Raw genomic sequence first — 17,101 nt, 5'->3', positions numbered from 1 at the left:
CTCAGGGTTCTCGGGACGGAGGCTCGGGACGCACTGGAATCCCGGAAAGCGGAAGGCCATCCAAGATGCCGGCCAGCCACTCGGCGGTTGCATCGGGATCATATCCCGGCCAACCGCTGACAATTCCTATGATCCAATCCTCGTACTCGGGGATATCATGGAGAATGGACGAGATCCACTCCGCGGCAGCTTCCGGATCGATCTGTCCCCACACCTCTGCAATCGCGCCAATGGCCCCGTCGGCCCCGGCTTCAAGCACCGCCGCCTCCACGGCATCCCAATAAGCCTGGAGTTCTTCGCGCTGGGCAGGTGCGGCCTTCTTCAGCGTTGATTTGAAGGATCTGCGCTCCTTCCTGGAAGCGGTTCCGTCCTGCCAGATGAAATTCACACCCGTGGTCCACTTCAGGGGAATTGCTTCCTGCTCTCCTGGCACGTGGTAGAGGCCTCCGCCGTTGGACTTGGTCGGCCCATATTCTGAGGAGGAAAGGAGACCGTCATCATCGGCGTCCCGCTTTTCGAAATTGGACATGGCCTTGTTCCACGCACGGCCCTTGGCGTTCCCGGCGAACTCAACCGGATCGATGAACCCGTCCGCGTCCTTATCGAGCAAGGAGAAGGCCCGCTGCTTCGCTGCCGCCGGCTGGATGAATCCGAGCGCCACGGGCAGGGCGAAGAAAAGAACACGGAGAGAACTCATGTCGCCGTCATCTGAAAACGAATTTGAGTTAGAAGCAAGTTAATCCAAGTGCCCCAACTATCGGAAAAGGGCATCCACCCCCATCGCTGACTTCCGCAGGAATTTCGGCACCGCCTTGCTCTTCCCCGGGCGGAAAAGCCGGAAGATGAAGCCGAGGAGATTCAGCGTGAAGACGTGGTCGATCAGACGGTAGCCGCGCTGACGACGGAGCAACAGGGTCGAGAGCCAGCCCAGCGTCTGGCGCTTCACCTTGAAGGGCTCGAAGGAGACCTTGATCCGGTAGCGCTGTCTGCGCTCGCTCGGCCAAGCCTTCTTGTAAGCCTTTTTCGATGCGCGGATGCGTTCACCCAAGGCCGGATCGAAAGGCAGGAAATAGTAGCGCCGCGCCAACCGGACCAGATGGCAGAAGTCCCTCCAGTGCTCGATGTCCGCGACCGGAAGACCGGAACTGCGGGCCAATTCAACCATCCGCGGGAATAGCGCGTAGGCCGCTTCTCCCTCCCGAAGCGCCCGTTCCGGATCTCTCACGAAGTGACGAAGCACCTTTCTCACTGCGTGGTTGATGAAAAGGCAGTCCCAGTAAACATGGAGAAGAGGGGGAATCCGGACGCGGCGGAAAAAGAGCTTCTGCGTCGCGAAATCACCGATGTAGTGGAGTTCCTTCACCACGGTCTCCGCGTGACGCAGCAGTTCCAGCACCGCGGGAGCCTTCGCCGTTCCGACAAGGCCGGCCACGGCATCCTCCACCGATTCGCGATCGCGGAAAATCCTCAGCGCCACAATCGTATTGAGGCGGAGCCAAAAATCGCGGTCGTCATTTTCGAGGAAAGCAAGGCGCCGAAAGCGGTGCCACCCCCCGGTCTGGCACCACACGGAGATGCCGGCAAGATTGGCATCTCCCTGTAGCTCGCGGGCATACTGCTCGCAGTCCCAGCCGATGAAGCTGGGAAATTCTCCCGCTCCCTCGTACTCCCGTCGTGCTTGGAGTTCCACGAGCTTCCGATGCGGCGTGCGGAAGAAGGCGCGGTTCAGCGGGAGATAGCGGAAGAAATCGCTCTCCCCGTATTTCATCGAGAGGATGAACTGCGGGGAATCAATTCCCCTGAGCGCCTCAGCCAAGGTTCTCCGGTGCCAAATAAGGTCACCCACCCGGTGGGCCCCCACCGTCCAAGTCCGCAGGATCAGGGTTCGGTCGTGCTTCTCAAAGACGGGCAGGAGATTTTGCAGAAGGCGGTTGGTTTCCGTGGCACTGCGAACGTGAAGACGCGTCCGGATCGGATCTTTCACGTCCACCCCGTCACTCTCGCCAATCCGTAAGACGAGGCCGGTGACTTCGGGGAAATCCCGGAGGAAATCATCCACCAAGCCGCGGTAAAATTCCTCCAACCGCTCCCGGTGATTACCAATCGCCGCGTCCACCGCCGGGGTCACCGGCAGGACGTCGGAGGTAACGAAAATCTGGAGCCCCGCCTCCCGGACGATGGAGAAGATCCGGGAAAACTCTTCCCGGAAGACCGCGATCCGCGCGGCCGTCTCCGGCTCGTGCAAGGAATGGGGAGCGAGATGAGCCAAGTCATCCAAGGTCACCGAGTTGTAGCCGGACGCAGCTACCTCCCGCGCAAAGGTCCGCATGTCCTCCCGGATCCGCTCCCATTGAAGCTGGCGCGCTTCGCCTTCGGTGGCCAAATGGGTGAAAGGAATCTTGGACCAATTGATCCGACGGCGCTCATACCCGCGAAAGAAGGGTCCGATCGCGTCGATGAGAAAGATCCCCGGAGACATGATCCCTGCAACGTACGCGTCACATGAAAGCAGGGGGAAGGACGTGAATCTGACAGGATCGTCGCAAACCCCGGGTCGCGAACATCCCAGGAAGAAGGGGTGAGTTAATTTTTGACATGGATTTGACCCGGGGACGACGGGGGAAATGGCAGGCTGCCAGAGTCATGAAAATCCATCTGCGTTTCCTGTCGGCCGCTCTTCTGGCGAGCGGATCCCTCGCAACGGCTCAGAACCTCGTAGCCGCAGCCCAAGCCGTCGATCCTTTCGTCCGGAATAACAATCCGGTCGCCGGGGTCGAAGCAGAAGACGAGGAAGCCGATCTTCCTGCTTATGTTTCACTTTGCTACGAGTCCTTCTCGCTGCCCCTGGCGGATGCAGCGACGCTCCGCAGGGAAGGTCTTCCGGATGCCGCTCTCTACGCAGAGTTGGTGAAGCGCACCGAAGCTGGGACGGTAACCCAGGAACAGTTCGCGATGCTCTGCGCCCGGTCCGGGGAAAAGGCGATGATGGAGACGATCTCCGAGCAGATCTACCCGACGGAATTTATCCACCGGAACAAGCCCGATCCGGTTCCCGCTCCAAAGGACGGAGAGAAGACCGGGGGACAGCCGACCACCACTCCCGCGCCGATTCCAAAACCGGAATCGCAAGCCCCCGCCCTGCCTTCTTCCTTCGAAACCCGGAACACGGGTTTCACCCTCGAGATCGAGCCGACCATCGGTGGCAGTGGTAAAATCATCGATCTCCGGTTCGCTCCTGACACCGTCCATTTGGTGGATAGAAGCAAATTTGGACAGGGCTCCTCGGAAACGGAGATGCCCGTTTTCGAGTCCCAACGCGTGATGACGGCCCTGACCCTTCATACCGGGATTCCCATGATGGTCGGCACCCTGAGCCGCCCTCCGGCCTCGAAACTCGATGCTGACTCGGCGAAGAAGGTCTGGTTCACTTTCATCACCGCAAAGATCATCAAAGTTCCCCGATGAAGGCCGTCTGGTTCACGTTGGTGCCCATGCTTGCCGTCGCCGTCCTGATGCTCTGGGGCGGCGAGCGGATGGCGCGGCGCACCACGGAGGAACGTGTTCCCGCCGACCGGGGTCGACTTTTCGATTTCACCGCCTCCTTCCGTGAGGAACTCGACCGTTTGGACGCGCTGTATCTCCAACACTTGGACGAACTCGCGGCGTATGCGTTTCGACGGAGCGCCAACCAACTATCCCCGCACTGTGAAAATACCGTGGGGATACGAAAACTGCTCGTCTTTGGTCCCGAGGGCAAACGGTATGAAGCCGACGGGAAGAAGCCGGCGATTGGTGAGTCGTCGCGGATTCCCCAAGTCCTCACCGAAAGCGAAGCCGGGCGGGTAAGCCCCAAACGGGCGGTTGTCATTCCGAAGGAGATTCTCGAAGGGAACACGCCCGGGAAAGGTTGGCTTGCCGGTCCGGATTCCAGCCACCGGGTGTATTGGTTCAGAAGCAGCGAGCTGTACCTGGTCGCCTTTGTGATCGATCAGGAAGAACTCGACCGCTGCCTCGAAGCTCATTGCTCCACGTGGATGAAGGTACCCTTTTCCCCGCTGAGCGAAGCGGGGGAACTTGTCTCAATCCAAGGTCCAAGTGGACGGCCATGGCTCGAGGCACCACCCGAAACGCAGGCCGGACCTGCAGCGCTGGTACTCCCACACCGGACCAACCTTGGTGAATGGGAAGTTCTTGCCTGGGACAAGCTGAAGATCCGCTCCCAGCATGATCCCACGGTCCTGGCTTCGGCGGCATGCATTGCCTTCGTGCTCTCCTTGGCAGGGATCTATCTCCATGCCCAGCAGAAGCGGGCGTTGAGGCTCGCGGAGGAACGGGTGTCTTTCGTGAACCGGGTATCTCACGAGCTTGGCACCCCGCTTACCAATATCCTTCTCAATTTGGATCTCGCACGACGGGCCCTCGAAGATCGACCGGCGGAGTCGCGGCGCCGGCTCTCTCTGGTGCACGAGGAAGTCCAGCGCTTGGGTCGCCTCGTCTCGAACGTGCTGACCTTTTCCCGGGGAGAGAGGCGGACCTTGGAGCTGCGCTCAATCGCCTGCACTCCCGACGAGGTGGTGGAGGGCATCCTCGCTCAATTCCAGCCATCGCTTGATCGCCGCCAGGTACGGGTCGAATGGCAGCGCGGTGCGAGCGAACGAACGCGGCTCGATCCCGATGCCCTTTCCCAGATCGTCGGAAACCTGATCAACAACGTGGAGAAGTATGCGAGCAGCGGCGGCTGGATGGGCATCGAAACCAGCATGCTTGGCGAACAGCTTCACCTTCGGGTCAGCGACCGGGGCCCGGGAATTCCAGCCGATCAGAGCGAGCGGGTCTTCGAAGCTTTCGAACGCGTGCACCGCGGGGTGAGCGAAGGCGCGAGCGGCACCGGCCTCGGACTCGCAATCGCCCGTGATCTCGCGCGACGCATGGGCGGCGACTTGTTGCTGGTGTCATCAGACAAAGGTTGCCGCTTCGAACTCGTGCTACCCGCCACTCCTGCTCTTAGCGTGATTACCCAAGACAACTCTTCTGTCGCATGACCATCCTGCTTGCCGAAGACGATCCCCTCACCCGCGAGGCGCTGACCGCGTGCATCGAGGACGAGGGCTTCACGGCCTTGGCCGCCGAAGACGGACGACAGGCGCTGGAGCTTTGGGCCAAGCATCATCCCCAGTTGCTATGTCTGGACATCATGATGCCGGAGATGGATGGCTTCGAGGTATGCCGAAGGGTGCGGGCAAAAGATAGCAGCGTGCCCATTCTCTTCCTGTCCGCGAAAAGCGAGGAGGTGGACGTGGTGGTCGGCTTGAATCTCGGTGCGGATGACTTCATCCGGAAGCCTTTCACGCGTGCCGAAGTGATCGCCCGGATCCGCGCCGCGCTGCGCCGGACCCACTCTTCCGGCGGCAAGGGCGGCGGGTTCCAGATGGGGGATCTCACGGTGCATCCGGAGGCACTGACGGCAGAACGCTCAGGGAAAGAGATCGAGCTCAGCCGCCGGGAAATCGCGATGCTTGAGCTGCTCCACAAGAATGCAGGCAGGCCGGTGAGCCGGGATACCTTTCTGGATGTATGCTGGGGACTCGAATACTTCCCGGATTCCCGGACGCTGGACCAGCATGTGCTGATGCTGCGGAAGAAGGTGGAAGCAGATCCTTCGCAACCTGCGATCATCGCGACGGTGCGCGGGACGGGGTATCGCTTTCCGGGTTAGAGATGCCTACCAGGGAACCGTGCCTTGATTCAGCGCGGCGATCCCATTCCAACCCAGCGAAGTCTCCAAGGTTTTCCCCAGATAGTCTTTCGCGCCCGCCACGGCATCGTGAAGGTCCCGGCCCATCGCCAAGCCCGAAGCAATGGCGGCGGACAAGGTGCAGCCGGTTCCATGCGAAGCCGCGCCTTCGATGCGAGGAGCACGGAACCAAGTGGGCAGCCCGCCCTGCCATAGCAGGTCCGCACATTCCGGCTCGCCGAGATGACCGCCTTTCAGGAGGACCGAGCATCCATGACGGGCGGAAAGCTCGGACGCGGCACGCCCCATCGTCGTCTCATCCCTCACTGGAGCTCCCCAGAGCACCTCCGCTTCGTCAAGGTTCGGCGTGATCACCGTGGCCAAGGGAAAGAGCCGGTCGCGATAAGCGGCGATGGCATTGTCTTCCAAAAGCGGATCCCCGGTGGAAGCGATCATCACCGGATCGATCACCAGCGGGATGTGCGGGTAGTTCGAAAGCAACTCCGTTACCGCAACGATGTGTGCCTTCGAGAATAACATCCCGGTCTTGATCGCGGCGATCGGGAAAGCCTCAAGCAACACCCGCAATTGATCCTGGAGGATCGCAGGCGGTACTGCATGAACGGAACGCACGATCTGCGGCGTCTCCGCGACCACGCAAGTAACCGTGGTGAGACCGAAGATGCCGAAGTGCTGGAAGGTCTTCAAATCCGCCTGCAAGCCTGCCCCCGCCGAGCAATCGGAACCGGCGATCGTAAGTGCAACAGGAGGGGAGGAAGTCATCCCGCGAGGTTAGGCACAGGTGGAGGGGAGGCAAAAGCGCAAAGCGCAAATCAGCGCGCGCGCTTCGCCTTCTCGCCCAGATGCAGCTCCAGGATGCGCTTCACTTCCTGACCGCATTCCGGGCAAGCTTGGACACTATGTCCGAAGGGAACGATCTTCTCGCTCTCCACGCCGTCGAGATGGGAGGACCAGTACGGCACGATGCCATCCGAGCTATCTGGAGTATCTCCCCGGCCGCGGTCACCGATGATCGAGTGCTCTTTCAGCCCTTCGCGGAAGGGAACCTCCTTGAGCGCCTGATAAGCGGGATAAGAGGGGGAAAGAGACCCGATGCTGGTGAACCAACCCTTGGACGAACTCTGGCCGGAAGTCGCCAGGCTCGACAGGTCATTCAGCGTGAAGTCCACCAGATTGACGGTAAGAGTTTTTGGAAGGCGGATCAAACGGCGCAAGAGCGCCGAGAAAAAGCGGTCCGCCGACGGTGAGCCCTGATGCGGTGCCGCGAGGAATACCACGCGGTCCGGAGGCTGTAGCGGCTCGTACATCGTCAGGATCTGGATCGCCTCCCGCGTTTTCTTGTTGGTGCTGATCTGATCCAGCGGCCGCTTGTCGAAGGCATTGTACATCGCCTCCCCTGGCTTCTTCAGCGAGGCATGCGTGATCACTCCGCCCATCGAGTGCGCAACGATCACCATCCGCTCCCATTGGTCGGTGGGGCCGTGGCGACGCGCGTAGTCATCCGCTTTCTTCATTTCCTGGCGAAAACGCGCGGCGCTGTAGAGCCAGTTGTTACCGGTGGGGTAACTGTAGACCCAGACCTGATAATGATCTCGGAACCATGGCTCGCGATTCAGCTCATTGTAGAGCTTCTTGAAAGTACCCGGGCTCGAGTTCAACCCGTGCACCAGCACAAGCGGAATACGCTTCGGGTCGTAGGGGGCGACGACGTAGAGTGAAGTTTCCTCGCTGAAGCGACTCGGCAGGAAAACCTTCTCCAGATCCAAGTCGTCCAGATCCGACATGTGCCAGTAAAGCGCGGCAGGAGCGGACCAGTCCGCCGCCATGGTCATCTCCTTGGCTCCGACCTTCACGGTCTTCGCCCTGCCCGGATAGACAAAGGACCACTCCGGCTGCTTGCCCGCAGGAAAGCGCAGCACGGCGGTCAGATTGAGCGGGATTCCGGTGGGCGGCTCGAATTCCCAGCGCGGCTTCCCTTCCTCCGCCGTCTTCTTCCAGCCTACCAACGGAACACCCAGTCCGGTTACGACGTGACGCTCGCCGACATCCTTCGTGGATACCGACGACGCCGGCACCAATGCATCGAGGTCCGCAACGCGAATGCCCGCTCCCAAGGAGTGGGTCTCGTCGATTGTCGTTCCCATCGCGGCGGCCTTCTCATGCACGCTGCCTTTTCCGCAATGGAGGCGGTCCACCAGCCTGGCCAAGGCGTGGTTATAAGAAAGCAATGCCGCATCCCGTTCCGCACCGGAGATCCCGGACCCGAGGGAGACCCAAGCCTGGCGCGCCTGCTCAAGATGGACCTTTGACTCACCCCGCGACTCGCGCGGCAGGATGGAGCATCGAGGAGGTGACGGGGTGCCGCACTGGCAGAGCACCAGCGCGGAGCTTGCAGCGAGGATGGGAAGGAACCTCATGCCGTCGGAAGAAAGGGATGCGAGGATACTAACGCGAACGGATGGCAGCGAGTGCCCGCTCGATCAGGACTTTCAGTTCGGAGTCGGCATCCGGAAGCGCTGCCTCCAAGACCGGGATGCTCTTCGCGCTCCCGTTCTTCGACAGTAGACGGGTGGCGGACCGCTTCATCGGAGCTGAAGCCTCGGGGAACCGCGCAAGCACGGAGTCTTCAATGCCCGGGCCGAAGCCGAGATAGATTTCCTCCCAGCGGGTGAAGTCCGAAGCCCACAGCGCGTCCACCATTGGAATCGCTGCCGCGTCCTTTTTGACCATCAGAAATTTCACCAGGCTTTCCGGCAAATCGACCGATGCCGCCGGATAGCGGGAAATCACTTCGCGAACCAAGGCCTCGGAGCCATCGCCCTCCTCGCTCCATGCCACCAGGGCACGGCCAATCTGGGACTGCATCTGGACGGATTGCTCATCCTTATCGCTTTCCTTCAGCAACTGGAGCATCCGTCGATTGATGTCCTTGCGATAAAGCTTGGGCTCTGCTTCCGCGAGACGGGTCACGGCATCCTTGGCGCGGCTCAGGTCGATGCTCTCCAGTTCCCGCCTGTTGAGCTCGTAGAAAGCGGGATCGTCGCGATTCGTGAGCTTCTTCAAATCGCCGGGAGTGAACTTGTCTTCCTGCACCACGACTTCGATCACTTGGAGAGGGTCGATCACGCGGCGCACCTCACCAAAGCGCTCGCAGATCTTCGACAACTCGGCGAGATCGTCCGTGACTCCGGAGACGACCATCAGGTAGCCGCCGTCCCGGACATACATGTAGGACTGGCCCTGGATGGCTCCGGTGGTGCGTTCGATGTAGGAAGAAATCTGGAGCTTCTGGAACTCCCTGACGTCCCGCAGCCAGATTCCGACCGCGGTGCGGCCTTTGTTTTCGGGGTTGGCGGCGAGAGCCGCGATCGCTTTCTCCAAGGGGGTGGTGTTGATCTCCTTCTTGAGTTCGTCGAGATCACTGGAGAGCGGCGGAGCCTCATCTTCCGCCTCATGCTTCACGGACTCATCGTAGGAAAGCCCGTGGGCCGACGGGGCCACGGGGGCATTTCCCTCCGTGAAAAAGAAAGGGAAGGAAACCAGCAAAGCGGCGGACACCAGCGAACCAAAAACCGCACGGCCACGCCTGCGAGGATTCGCCGCAATGAAGAAGATCGCCGCGATGAGCGCGGTGAAGCCGGCCAAGGCCAGACGCTTCGGTTGCGATGCACCATCCAGCATGCCTCCCGGCGAGCCACCAAAGGCGAGAAGCAAGGCGACCAGGATCACACCGGCACCCGCGACAAACCCAAGCACAAGACGCAGCGGGGACACCGGCTGGATGTCAGGCAGCGCCGGTTCGGAGGCGTACTGGATCGTCTGGAAATTCGACGGCAATGGCGTGCCCTTCGGGATACGCGAAAAGCGGTCGAGGGAGATATCGCGTCGTTCACCCGGATAGAATTTCTTCTGCCGGACGACCACCTCATCGTTTACGCGGAAGCGGTGCTCGCAGGTCCCGCATTCCACCATGCGATCCTTCAACTCCAGTCCCACCTTGAAACGCTGGCCACACCCAGGGCAACGGATCGGGAGTGTCTCGGGGTCGTTATGTCGGTCATCCATGAATTGTCCAAATGATTGGCGGAAGATGACGGCTTGGCAACCCGCGATGCTGGACCCGGCGACGGGGCTTGCAGCGCCGGAATCACGCGGCTAACAACAGGCATGTCTCCAAATATCCAAGCCTTGCTGGTGCTTCAGGATCGTGACCGCCGCCTGCGCACCCTGGCCGAGGATCTGGACCGGGTTCCGAAGGATGAAGCCCGCGCCAAGGAGCGCCTCGCCGGAGACGAAGCCGCGGTCCGCAAGGCCAAGGAAGAACTCCAAGCCAACGAGGTGGAGATCAAGAAGGTGGAGCTCGATGTGGGAACCCGCAAAACCACGATCGCGCGACTGAAGACCCAGCAGTTCGAGACCCGGAAAAACGACGAGTATCAGGCACTTGGGAACGAGATCATCCGCTACGAAAAGGACGTGGACGGCCTCGAAACCAAGGAGCTGGAACTGATGGAGCGGGCTGATGCCCTGCGCGGCACCCTCACCACCGCCGAACAGGCGCTGGCAAAGACGAAGGGGCTGGTAGATGAAGATTTGACGAAACTGGCTGACCGCCGGACGCGTGTAAGCGCCGAAGCGGCAGAGGTGAAAGTGGAACGGGAGCGTCTGGCGAAGGAGGCTCCGGAATCCCTGATGCCTCTCTACGAACGACTCCTGAAGACCAAGAACAGCCTCGCGGTGGTCCCCGTCTCCGGCGGCAAATGCAGCGGCTGTCACATCAAGCTGGTGGCATCCACACTGGTGAAGGTGAATTCCGGCACCGAAGGCGTGCAGTGCGAGAGCTGCGGCCGCCTTCTCTACGCGGAAGAGTGAGGACCGTGTCCGGCTGGTGTGCCATCTACCCCGCTCCAAAGAATGCAGAAAGCCCTCCGCTTTCCCGCCTGTTATGCCTGTTAAAACAGGGAAATTAACAGGCTGGTTCCGACGGATGGCCCGGGGATGACATCTGCGGGAGCGCTCCCGGCCCGCCTCAGCATTTTCGCCTCCGACACCAATCTCCCGCTGCCGAGGCACCTTTGTCCCTCCGGCCCGCTCCGCTCGGGGAATATCGATTTTGCAGGTCTGGCGCATCTTGCCGCGGAGCTTCCCACATTCCGACGGGGATCTTCTACTGCCAAGGGGAGCCCATCTGCCCGTCGCTAACGGGTGTTTCCGAGCGGTGGAATGCCTCGTCTCCGCTTCATTCGAGCCACGCGGCTCGCTTGACCGGGTTTTTTCTCTCGCACCCCGCCGTGGTGGCCGTATCAGTGCGGCGGGATGATCTCAATCACCGACAAGGCGGCCGCTGAATTGCGGCAACTGCTGGAGCGCAAGGGAGCAACGCCTGACCAAGGGCTGCGGCTCGCCGTGAAAAAAGGCGGCTGCGCCGGCTGGCAGTACGTTATGGAAATCGCCGCCGCCGAGGAGGGCGATGCCGTGGTGGAATCGTCCGGGGCACGCGTTTTCGTGGCAGGCGATAGCACCTCGAAACTCTCCGGCTGCCAGATCGACTACTGCGACGACCTGAACGACTCGGGATTCCGGATTGAGAATCCCAATGCGGCCCGTTCCTGCGGCTGTGGCACCTCTTTCGAAACTGCCAGCGAACCCACTCCCGAGCCGGTCGAAGACTGCGGCAAGAACTAATGCCCCGCGACAAGCAGCCGCCGCCGAAAAAAAAGCGCCCTGCCGCCTTCTACTGGTGGACGCTGGCGAATGTGCTCGCACTGTGCCTGGCCGTGCTGAGCTGGCTGGTCTGCCTGCATCTCTTTCAGCATCCGGAGATTCCCCGGAACTTCGCGATCCTCAAGAAACTCGGGCGCGTCACCCCTCCCCTACCGCTGAAGCAGCTTGAGGCCCCGCCCGGCGACTCCGCGGACCCGCGGGCCTTTTACCGCCGCTACGCCGGTCTCTCGGCAGAGGATCTCGCCCTCTTCAATGCGGCGCTGATGCGGAACTACCTCTCCAATTTCCGGGAGCAAAACCTCATCCAATACACCGAAGGGAATTACCGGGTCGAACAGGTACGCCCGCTCGGCCCCGACGACATTTTCCATCCTGGCTTCGCGGTGCGCGCCCAAGCGATGATCGCTCCGGATGAATTCACAGCGCCCGCGCCTTGGCCCGTGGTGATCGAATACCTCTTCCCGACCGATGATCCTGCGGCCGCGAGCCTCATCGCTCCGAACGATCTGCTTCAGGTTTCGAAATTCCCCAACTGCGCCGCCGTGGTGCATGTCGCGAAATTGGAAGGCGAAGATACTCCTGTGATCTGCCTGACCGTGGCTCCGATCGCCTTCGGCGATTTCAAGGTCGGCAAGACGCAGAAGTTCACTACCGCGGCTCCTGTCGAGCTGAATCCGGGAGGCCCCTTGCCGGTCTTCCAAGCGAGTCCGGAAGGGCAGTGAGGCGAGAAGACACCGGAGGCGTAGAAGCGGACCGCGACGGTCCACCCTAGCAGCACCCGAGGCGCAGAGGGGAGATCTCCCGCAGGCGAAGGCTATTGTTCGCCGTCCTCCGCTTCGGCCTCGTCTTCACCTTTCGCCTTCTTCGACTTTGGGGTGGAAGATTCGTCAGGAAGGATCTGATCAAGCATCCGCTGGATGCCGGCGTCTGCCATCTCGCTCTGCGGATAGATCGAGCGCGCCTTCAGATACCAAGAGAGGGCGGAGCCCACCTGCCGGTCTTTCCGCTCTTCAAAGCCGCGGGCTTTGTCCAGAGCCTCGGTGAAGCGCCCCACTTTTCCCGCGAGCTTTTCGATCTCCCGGCCGAGGTTCGGATCATCCGGAAACTCGGTCCGGATCTGATCGAGCTGCTCCCAAGCAGCATACGAGTTGCCGATCTTGCTGAACTCGTTTGCCTTGCCGATGGCGGCTTCGATGCGAGTCAAGTTGGTGACGATCTGCTTGAAAGCAGTTTCGCGGCTGGCATCTCCGGCGATGGCAGGAGCGATCTCATACTGGCGGCGGAAGATCTCCCGGTAATTGTTCTCGTTGATGAGCCGGTCGAAATCATTCTTCGCCACCACCATCGTGCCGCTTGCTTCGACGAGGCGATCGAACTCGGCGAGCTTCGGGTTCTGCGGCCAGACTTCCATGGCCTTCTGGATTTCCTCCTTCGCCTTATCCACTTCACCTGCCGCCGCGTGATTCTTCGCGGTCATGATGTGCATGTCGCTGACCCGCGTGTACGTCGCGATTGCAGCTTCCGGCTTGGTCGAGTCGAAATCACCCGCGGCTGCCTTCAACTTTGTCGTGAGCTCCTTGGCGGTGGTATAGTCCTTCGCATCCAGAGCAGCGATGAGCTTGTAGGATTCACGAACGAACTCGAGGACCTTGCGCTTGTCGTCACGCGATAGCGTGCGGATGGAAGGCATGAACTCCCCTGCCACATAAGCCTCGCTCAGGCGCTTCGCAGCGCTCTGGAATTCCTTCTTCTCGACGAGGAACTTGAAGGCTTCCACGCCTTGGTCGACGTCCCGGATCGCCTCGCTGGCGAGGGAGTCCAACGCAGAAACGGTAGGGCTGGTGCCAAGGCTCTCGCTGAAGAGCTTCGACATGTCCGACTTCTTGTCGATGTGCAGCTGGCTATCCCCATCCCGGAAAATCTGGTTGTAGAAGCGGGACGCCATCACCACGTGCTCGAAGCGCCGCTGCACAAAGAACTGCATCATCAACGCTTGATACTGGACCTTGGCTTGGAAGGTCTGGATCTCCCCCTTCGCGAGGTTTTCCTTCCGCATGCCATCGATCTCGGCGATGCGCCGCTCGCTATCGCGATAGGCCAGGGAGCCGGTACCAGTACCTGCCTCGGCTGTCGCACCACCATTGACCTGAACTCCATTGCCGTTGGCTTGCGCCTGTCCGCCGCCGCCCGCTTGCTGGTTGTTACCATTGTTATTATTGTTGTTCCCGCCCCCGCCGAAGGAACGGCGCTGGCCGGTGCGAGTGCCTTGGGCCTCGATGTCGGCATTGCGGATCACACGTTGCTTCTCCTCCTCCATCGCGACATTCAAGGCGCGGGTGGCAGCAACGTCTTTCTTGGCGAGAACCGCAGTGTAGATGGCTTGAGAAAGCGAATCGCAAAGCTTGGCATCCGCCGGGAAGGACGAGGCCTTCGGCAGGAGCTTCACGCCCGCAGCGAAGTCCGGCCCGCCGGGATGATGCGGCGAGATCTTCTCAAGGATCTCCGCGATGGTGTCCCGATATTCCTTGGCGGCACCGGTATTCTCTTCCGGCTCGTTCAGGTAGCGTTCGAAGCGGGCGGCGAGCAAACGATTGTCGGTGGCAGCCCACGTATGCCCGTTCCAAGAGATTGTCTCCCCTGAAGGATCAAAGAAGGGGAGCTCACTTCCGAAGGGCGATGAGTTCGGCTTCGCCTGTTGGGACTGCTGGGAAGAATTGCTCGTATTGTCCGCGTTAAGTCCGCCATTGCCGGGGACCTGCGGATTGGTCACACGGTCCTTCACATCCGGGTGAAGTACTTGGGCCGGACAAAGCGTGGCAGTGGCCAGAAGGGCGGCGAGAGAGACGTAGGATCTCATGGCAGTGACTCAGAGACGGTTGATACCGGTGGCCACGGGAATGCCTCCCTGGCGGAATTTGACCTTGATGGAGTAGCGCTGCTCGCGCTCGACGTTCACCTTCGAGAACTCCGGCGGGATTTCGACACCGACGTATTCATCGGCACCTCCGGAGCCCTTCACCTTCAAGCTGACCACTTGGCCGCGATCCGGAATCCAGCGGAGCTTCTCGTCCACCACGCCTTCGATGACATACTCGTTCCCGCGCAGTGAATTCCCGTTCTCAAGCATGTCCTCCATGCTGAGCTTGGAAGCATCGGAGAAGGTGTCCGCCTTTTTTCCCAAGAGAGCTTTCCCTCCGAAGAAGGCAGCGGCAACGAAGACGGCGATTCCGATGAGAAGACCGGGGCTGATTCCTGAACTGGCGCGACGAGCCATGGGTATTTCGAGAGTTAGGGCGGAGCAGGGCTTTAACGTGACCTGCGAGTGCAAGTTTCCACGAATTTCAGGGGGATTCACGCCTTTTCTAAGGCCGGGAGCCAAAGGGAAGACGCGTTTTCCCGGCAGATGATTCAAACAGGAAAGAAAAACTCCTGCAGATAGGCATTTCCCGCTCAATCCCACTGGTGGCGGCGGGTTCCAATCCAAGCGGCGATGAGGCCAGCCCCGATGTGGAAGGCGAGGATGTACATGCAGACCTGTTTCTCGGAGAGGGAGGTGCTGATCACCGTCTGAACGGCATCCTGCACTTTCGGTTCGAGCGCCTTCACGCTACCGGACCAAGCCCAGTAAGCGGAGATGAAAGGCCGGGTGAAGCTCTCGACGGCACCGGGAAGAGCAAGAACGGCACCGGAAAGGGGCAATTGGAAGCCGACCAGATAAATCGAAAGCAAGGAAGCCTGCTCGGCCGTGCGCATCAGGGAGGAGATCCCGAGGCAGATCGCCGTCATCCCGCCATTTACCAGCAGGAGGAAGATGATGTGGCTCTCAAAGCCTCCGGTCCCGCCGCGGAAGGGCGCGAACATATTCACGAAGACCGCCATCCAGAGCGACTGGGCGAGCACAAGACAGGCGAGGAAGGTCACCTTGCTGGCCAAGTAGGCCGTGGGCCGTAGGCCGCCGAACTTCTCTTTCTCGAAGATCGGGCGCTCGGCGGCGATCTCGCGGGCGGAATTGTTCGAGGCCATCAGGCAGAGCAAGATGACTTGGAACATGATGATGCCGGAGACGGCGGAGCCCACCTGGACCTGCCCCTTTTTCACCATGGCCTCCTCGCTGATCATTTCCTTGATATCCGTCTGGCGGGTATCGGAAAGATTCGCGATCTGGCCTTTCGCATCTTCCGAGAAAAGCGTCACGAGCAGGGGAAAGCAGATCAGGATCGCGAGCTGCAGGAAGACCTGCCCACGGTCCCGGAAGAAGATCCTCCAGCGGCGGGAAAGCAGGGTGGTGAATTGGGTAAAGAAGCCCGGCGTGCGAACTTTCTCGGGCTGCGGCTTGGTCCCGAGCGGGGTGGTCGCCGAGGGATCGGGGGCTTCCTCCTGACGCGGCATTTCCAGGCTACCCGCGTCCACCAGGCGCTGGCGGTTCCGCTCCAGCTTGGTGTAGTAGGGTTCCCGGTGCTTCATCCATGAGCTCTGCCAGCGCTCGGAAGTCTGGGTGGCGAGCTTCGGGTAGATCTCCTCCGTATCATGTACGGAGAAGTAGTGGGTGACTTGATCGGGCGGACCATGGAAGGCCACGCGACCTTCATGGAGGACCAGGATGGAGTCGTAGAGCTCGAGATGGGCCAGCGAGTGAGTGACGGAGAGCACGATGCGGCCTTCCTTCCGCGAAAGATCGTGGAGCAGGCGGACAATCTCGCGTTCCGAGCGCGGGTCGAGACCGCTGGTCACTTCGTCGCAAAGAAGAAGCTTGGGATCGGACACGAGTTCCATCGCGAGGCCGAGGCGGCGCTTTTGGCCACCGGACAGCACCTTGACCTGACGATCCGCGATGGCAGCGAGGCCGGTCTCTTCCAGCACCCGGTCGATCCGTTGATCCAGATCTTCCATATTGCGGACCTTCACGCGGAGACGGGTCGCCGCTTCGACGGACTCGTCCACCGTGAGGGGATCATAGGCGATGGAGAACTGGGGTACGTAGCCGATATCCGAGGCATCGAGATCCCCTTCGATCGAGAGGTTCCGGCCTTCCCAGAAGAGGCCGCCCGCGGACTCGGGATTCAGGCCGGCGATGACCTTCAGCAGGGTGGTCTTACCGCAGCCCGATGGCCCGACGATCGCCATGAAGTGCCCGCGCGGGACCTTGATATTGACCTGATCGACGAGGTTCACGGACTCGCCGTCCTTCTGAATGGTGAAACTTACGTCCTGGAGTTCGAGCACGGTGCGCAGGCAGGGTGAATTCTGATGCCTACGGAGGAAAGCGACCTGATCCTGCGAGGGCCAGAAAGAAACGATCCATCCCGGCGGCCGGTGCACCCGTTTGGTCAGGAAGTGAAAAGTCGCCTATTCACCGGCAGTGGTCGCTCTGAAAAGGCCACGTAGCCGCTAACCTCCTAGAAAGGGGCTCTCCTTTCTGGCCTTGTCGGCACTCGGATCTCTCTTTGGGCATCCATCCAGAGGACGACCGGGGCTCTCAACGATAGCCCTCCAAATTTGCGGCTTCGAGAAGGCCGTGCCGCTCCACGCGCCGCCAGTGATCCGGCCCGTGAACGAAGTATTTCCCGTGCCGACGACCACCAAGAACAGTACGCCAGAGTTGCTCGAAATCGTTGCTCATTC

15 protein-coding genes are annotated in these 17,101 nt (G+C 60.8%); 6 read left to right on the top strand and 9 right to left on the bottom strand.

All coding sequences use genetic code 11. The features are described from left to right. Position 1: 1 nt before the first annotated feature. Positions 2–697, bottom strand: coding sequence for an EF-hand domain-containing protein (locus HHL09_RS15845; RefSeq protein ID WP_169455596.1), 696 nt, complete (start codon positions 695–697; stop codon positions 2–4). 57 nt (positions 698–754) lie between these two features. Continuing rightward, complete coding sequence (locus HHL09_RS15840; protein ID WP_169455595.1) at positions 755–2,479, bottom strand: hypothetical protein; 1,725 nt, start codon at positions 2,477–2,479, stop codon at positions 755–757. Between the two features lie 164 nt (positions 2,480–2,643). Between HHL09_RS15840 and HHL09_RS15835 the strand changes: the two genes are divergently transcribed. From HHL09_RS15835 to HHL09_RS15825, 3 genes are read left to right on the top strand one after another with little or no spacing between them, the layout of a single operon-like run. Beyond that, entirely contained in the window at positions 2,644–3,465 is an 822-nt protein-coding gene (locus HHL09_RS15835; protein WP_169455594.1) for a hypothetical protein, read from the top strand. After that, positions 3,462–5,042, top strand: coding sequence for a sensor histidine kinase (locus HHL09_RS15830; protein WP_169455593.1), 1,581 nt, complete (start codon positions 3,462–3,464; stop codon positions 5,040–5,042). Before HHL09_RS15835 ends, HHL09_RS15830 begins: the two co-directional genes overlap by 4 nt. After that, the gene (locus tag HHL09_RS15825) at positions 5,039–5,716 is read left to right on the top strand and encodes a response regulator transcription factor (protein WP_169455592.1); all 678 of its coding nucleotides are present in this window, start codon (positions 5,039–5,041) and stop codon (positions 5,714–5,716) included. The genes HHL09_RS15830 and HHL09_RS15825 overlap by 4 nt, the downstream gene beginning before the upstream one ends. Positions 5,717–5,722: 6 nt before the next feature. Here the strand turns inward: HHL09_RS15825 and thiD are convergent, their stop codons facing one another. From thiD to HHL09_RS15810, 3 genes are read right to left on the bottom strand one after another with little or no spacing between them, the layout of a single operon-like run. Continuing rightward, positions 5,723–6,517 (bottom strand): bifunctional hydroxymethylpyrimidine kinase/phosphomethylpyrimidine kinase, encoded by a 795-nt coding sequence (thiD, locus tag HHL09_RS15820; protein ID WP_169455591.1) that lies wholly within the window; start codon positions 6,515–6,517, stop codon positions 5,723–5,725. Positions 6,518–6,567: 50 nt separating this feature from the next. After that, positions 6,568–8,172, bottom strand: coding sequence for an esterase/lipase family protein (locus tag HHL09_RS15815; RefSeq protein ID WP_169455590.1), 1,605 nt, complete (start codon positions 8,170–8,172; stop codon positions 6,568–6,570). A gap of 28 nt (positions 8,173–8,200) precedes the next feature. Then, entirely contained in the window at positions 8,201–9,820 is a 1,620-nt protein-coding gene (locus HHL09_RS15810; protein WP_169455589.1) for a hypothetical protein, read from the bottom strand. A 102-nt stretch (positions 9,821–9,922) separates the two neighbouring features. Between HHL09_RS15810 and HHL09_RS15805 the strand changes: the two genes are divergently transcribed. From HHL09_RS15805 to HHL09_RS15795, 3 genes are all read left to right on the top strand, one after another. Beyond that, the gene (locus tag HHL09_RS15805; RefSeq protein ID WP_169455588.1) at positions 9,923–10,627 is read left to right on the top strand and encodes a zinc ribbon domain-containing protein; all 705 of its coding nucleotides are present in this window, start codon (positions 9,923–9,925) and stop codon (positions 10,625–10,627) included. Between the two features lie 444 nt (positions 10,628–11,071). Continuing rightward, positions 11,072–11,440: a HesB/IscA family protein gene (locus HHL09_RS15800; RefSeq protein WP_169455587.1), complete on the top strand. Its 369-nt coding sequence runs from the start codon at positions 11,072–11,074 to the stop codon at positions 11,438–11,440. Then, positions 11,440–12,201 carry a hypothetical protein gene (locus tag HHL09_RS15795; RefSeq protein ID WP_169455586.1) on the top strand — a complete coding sequence of 254 codons (762 nt, stop codon included), beginning with the start codon at positions 11,440–11,442 and terminating at the stop codon, positions 12,199–12,201. The genes HHL09_RS15800 and HHL09_RS15795 overlap by 1 nt, the downstream gene beginning before the upstream one ends. 92 nt (positions 12,202–12,293) lie before the next feature. Here the strand turns inward: HHL09_RS15795 and HHL09_RS15790 are convergent, their stop codons facing one another. The 4 genes from HHL09_RS15790 to HHL09_RS15775 form a co-directional block, all read right to left on the bottom strand. After that, complete coding sequence (locus HHL09_RS15790) at positions 12,294–14,336, bottom strand: hypothetical protein (protein ID WP_169455585.1); 2,043 nt, start codon at positions 14,334–14,336, stop codon at positions 12,294–12,296. Positions 14,337–14,345: 9 nt separating this feature from the next. Continuing rightward, positions 14,346–14,753 carry a hypothetical protein gene (locus HHL09_RS15785; RefSeq protein ID WP_169455584.1) on the bottom strand — a complete coding sequence of 136 codons (408 nt, stop codon included), beginning with the start codon at positions 14,751–14,753 and terminating at the stop codon, positions 14,346–14,348. 176 nt (positions 14,754–14,929) lie between these two features. After that, a complete protein-coding gene (locus HHL09_RS15780; protein ID WP_169455583.1) occupies positions 14,930–16,702 on the bottom strand; it encodes an ATP-binding cassette domain-containing protein in 1,773 nt (590 codons plus the stop codon). Between the two features lie 253 nt (positions 16,703–16,955). Beyond that, complete coding sequence (locus tag HHL09_RS15775) at positions 16,956–17,099, bottom strand: hypothetical protein (protein ID WP_169455582.1); 144 nt, start codon at positions 17,097–17,099, stop codon at positions 16,956–16,958. Between the last annotated feature and the right edge of the window lie 2 nt (positions 17,100–17,101).

Origin of the sequence: Luteolibacter luteus (assembly GCF_012913485.1) — a bacterium.
Classification (GTDB): Bacteria; Verrucomicrobiota; Verrucomicrobiia; order Verrucomicrobiales; family Akkermansiaceae; genus Haloferula; species Haloferula lutea.
Note: the sequence above shows the minus strand (reverse complement) of the source record. Positions and strands in the feature narration are given on the sequence as shown.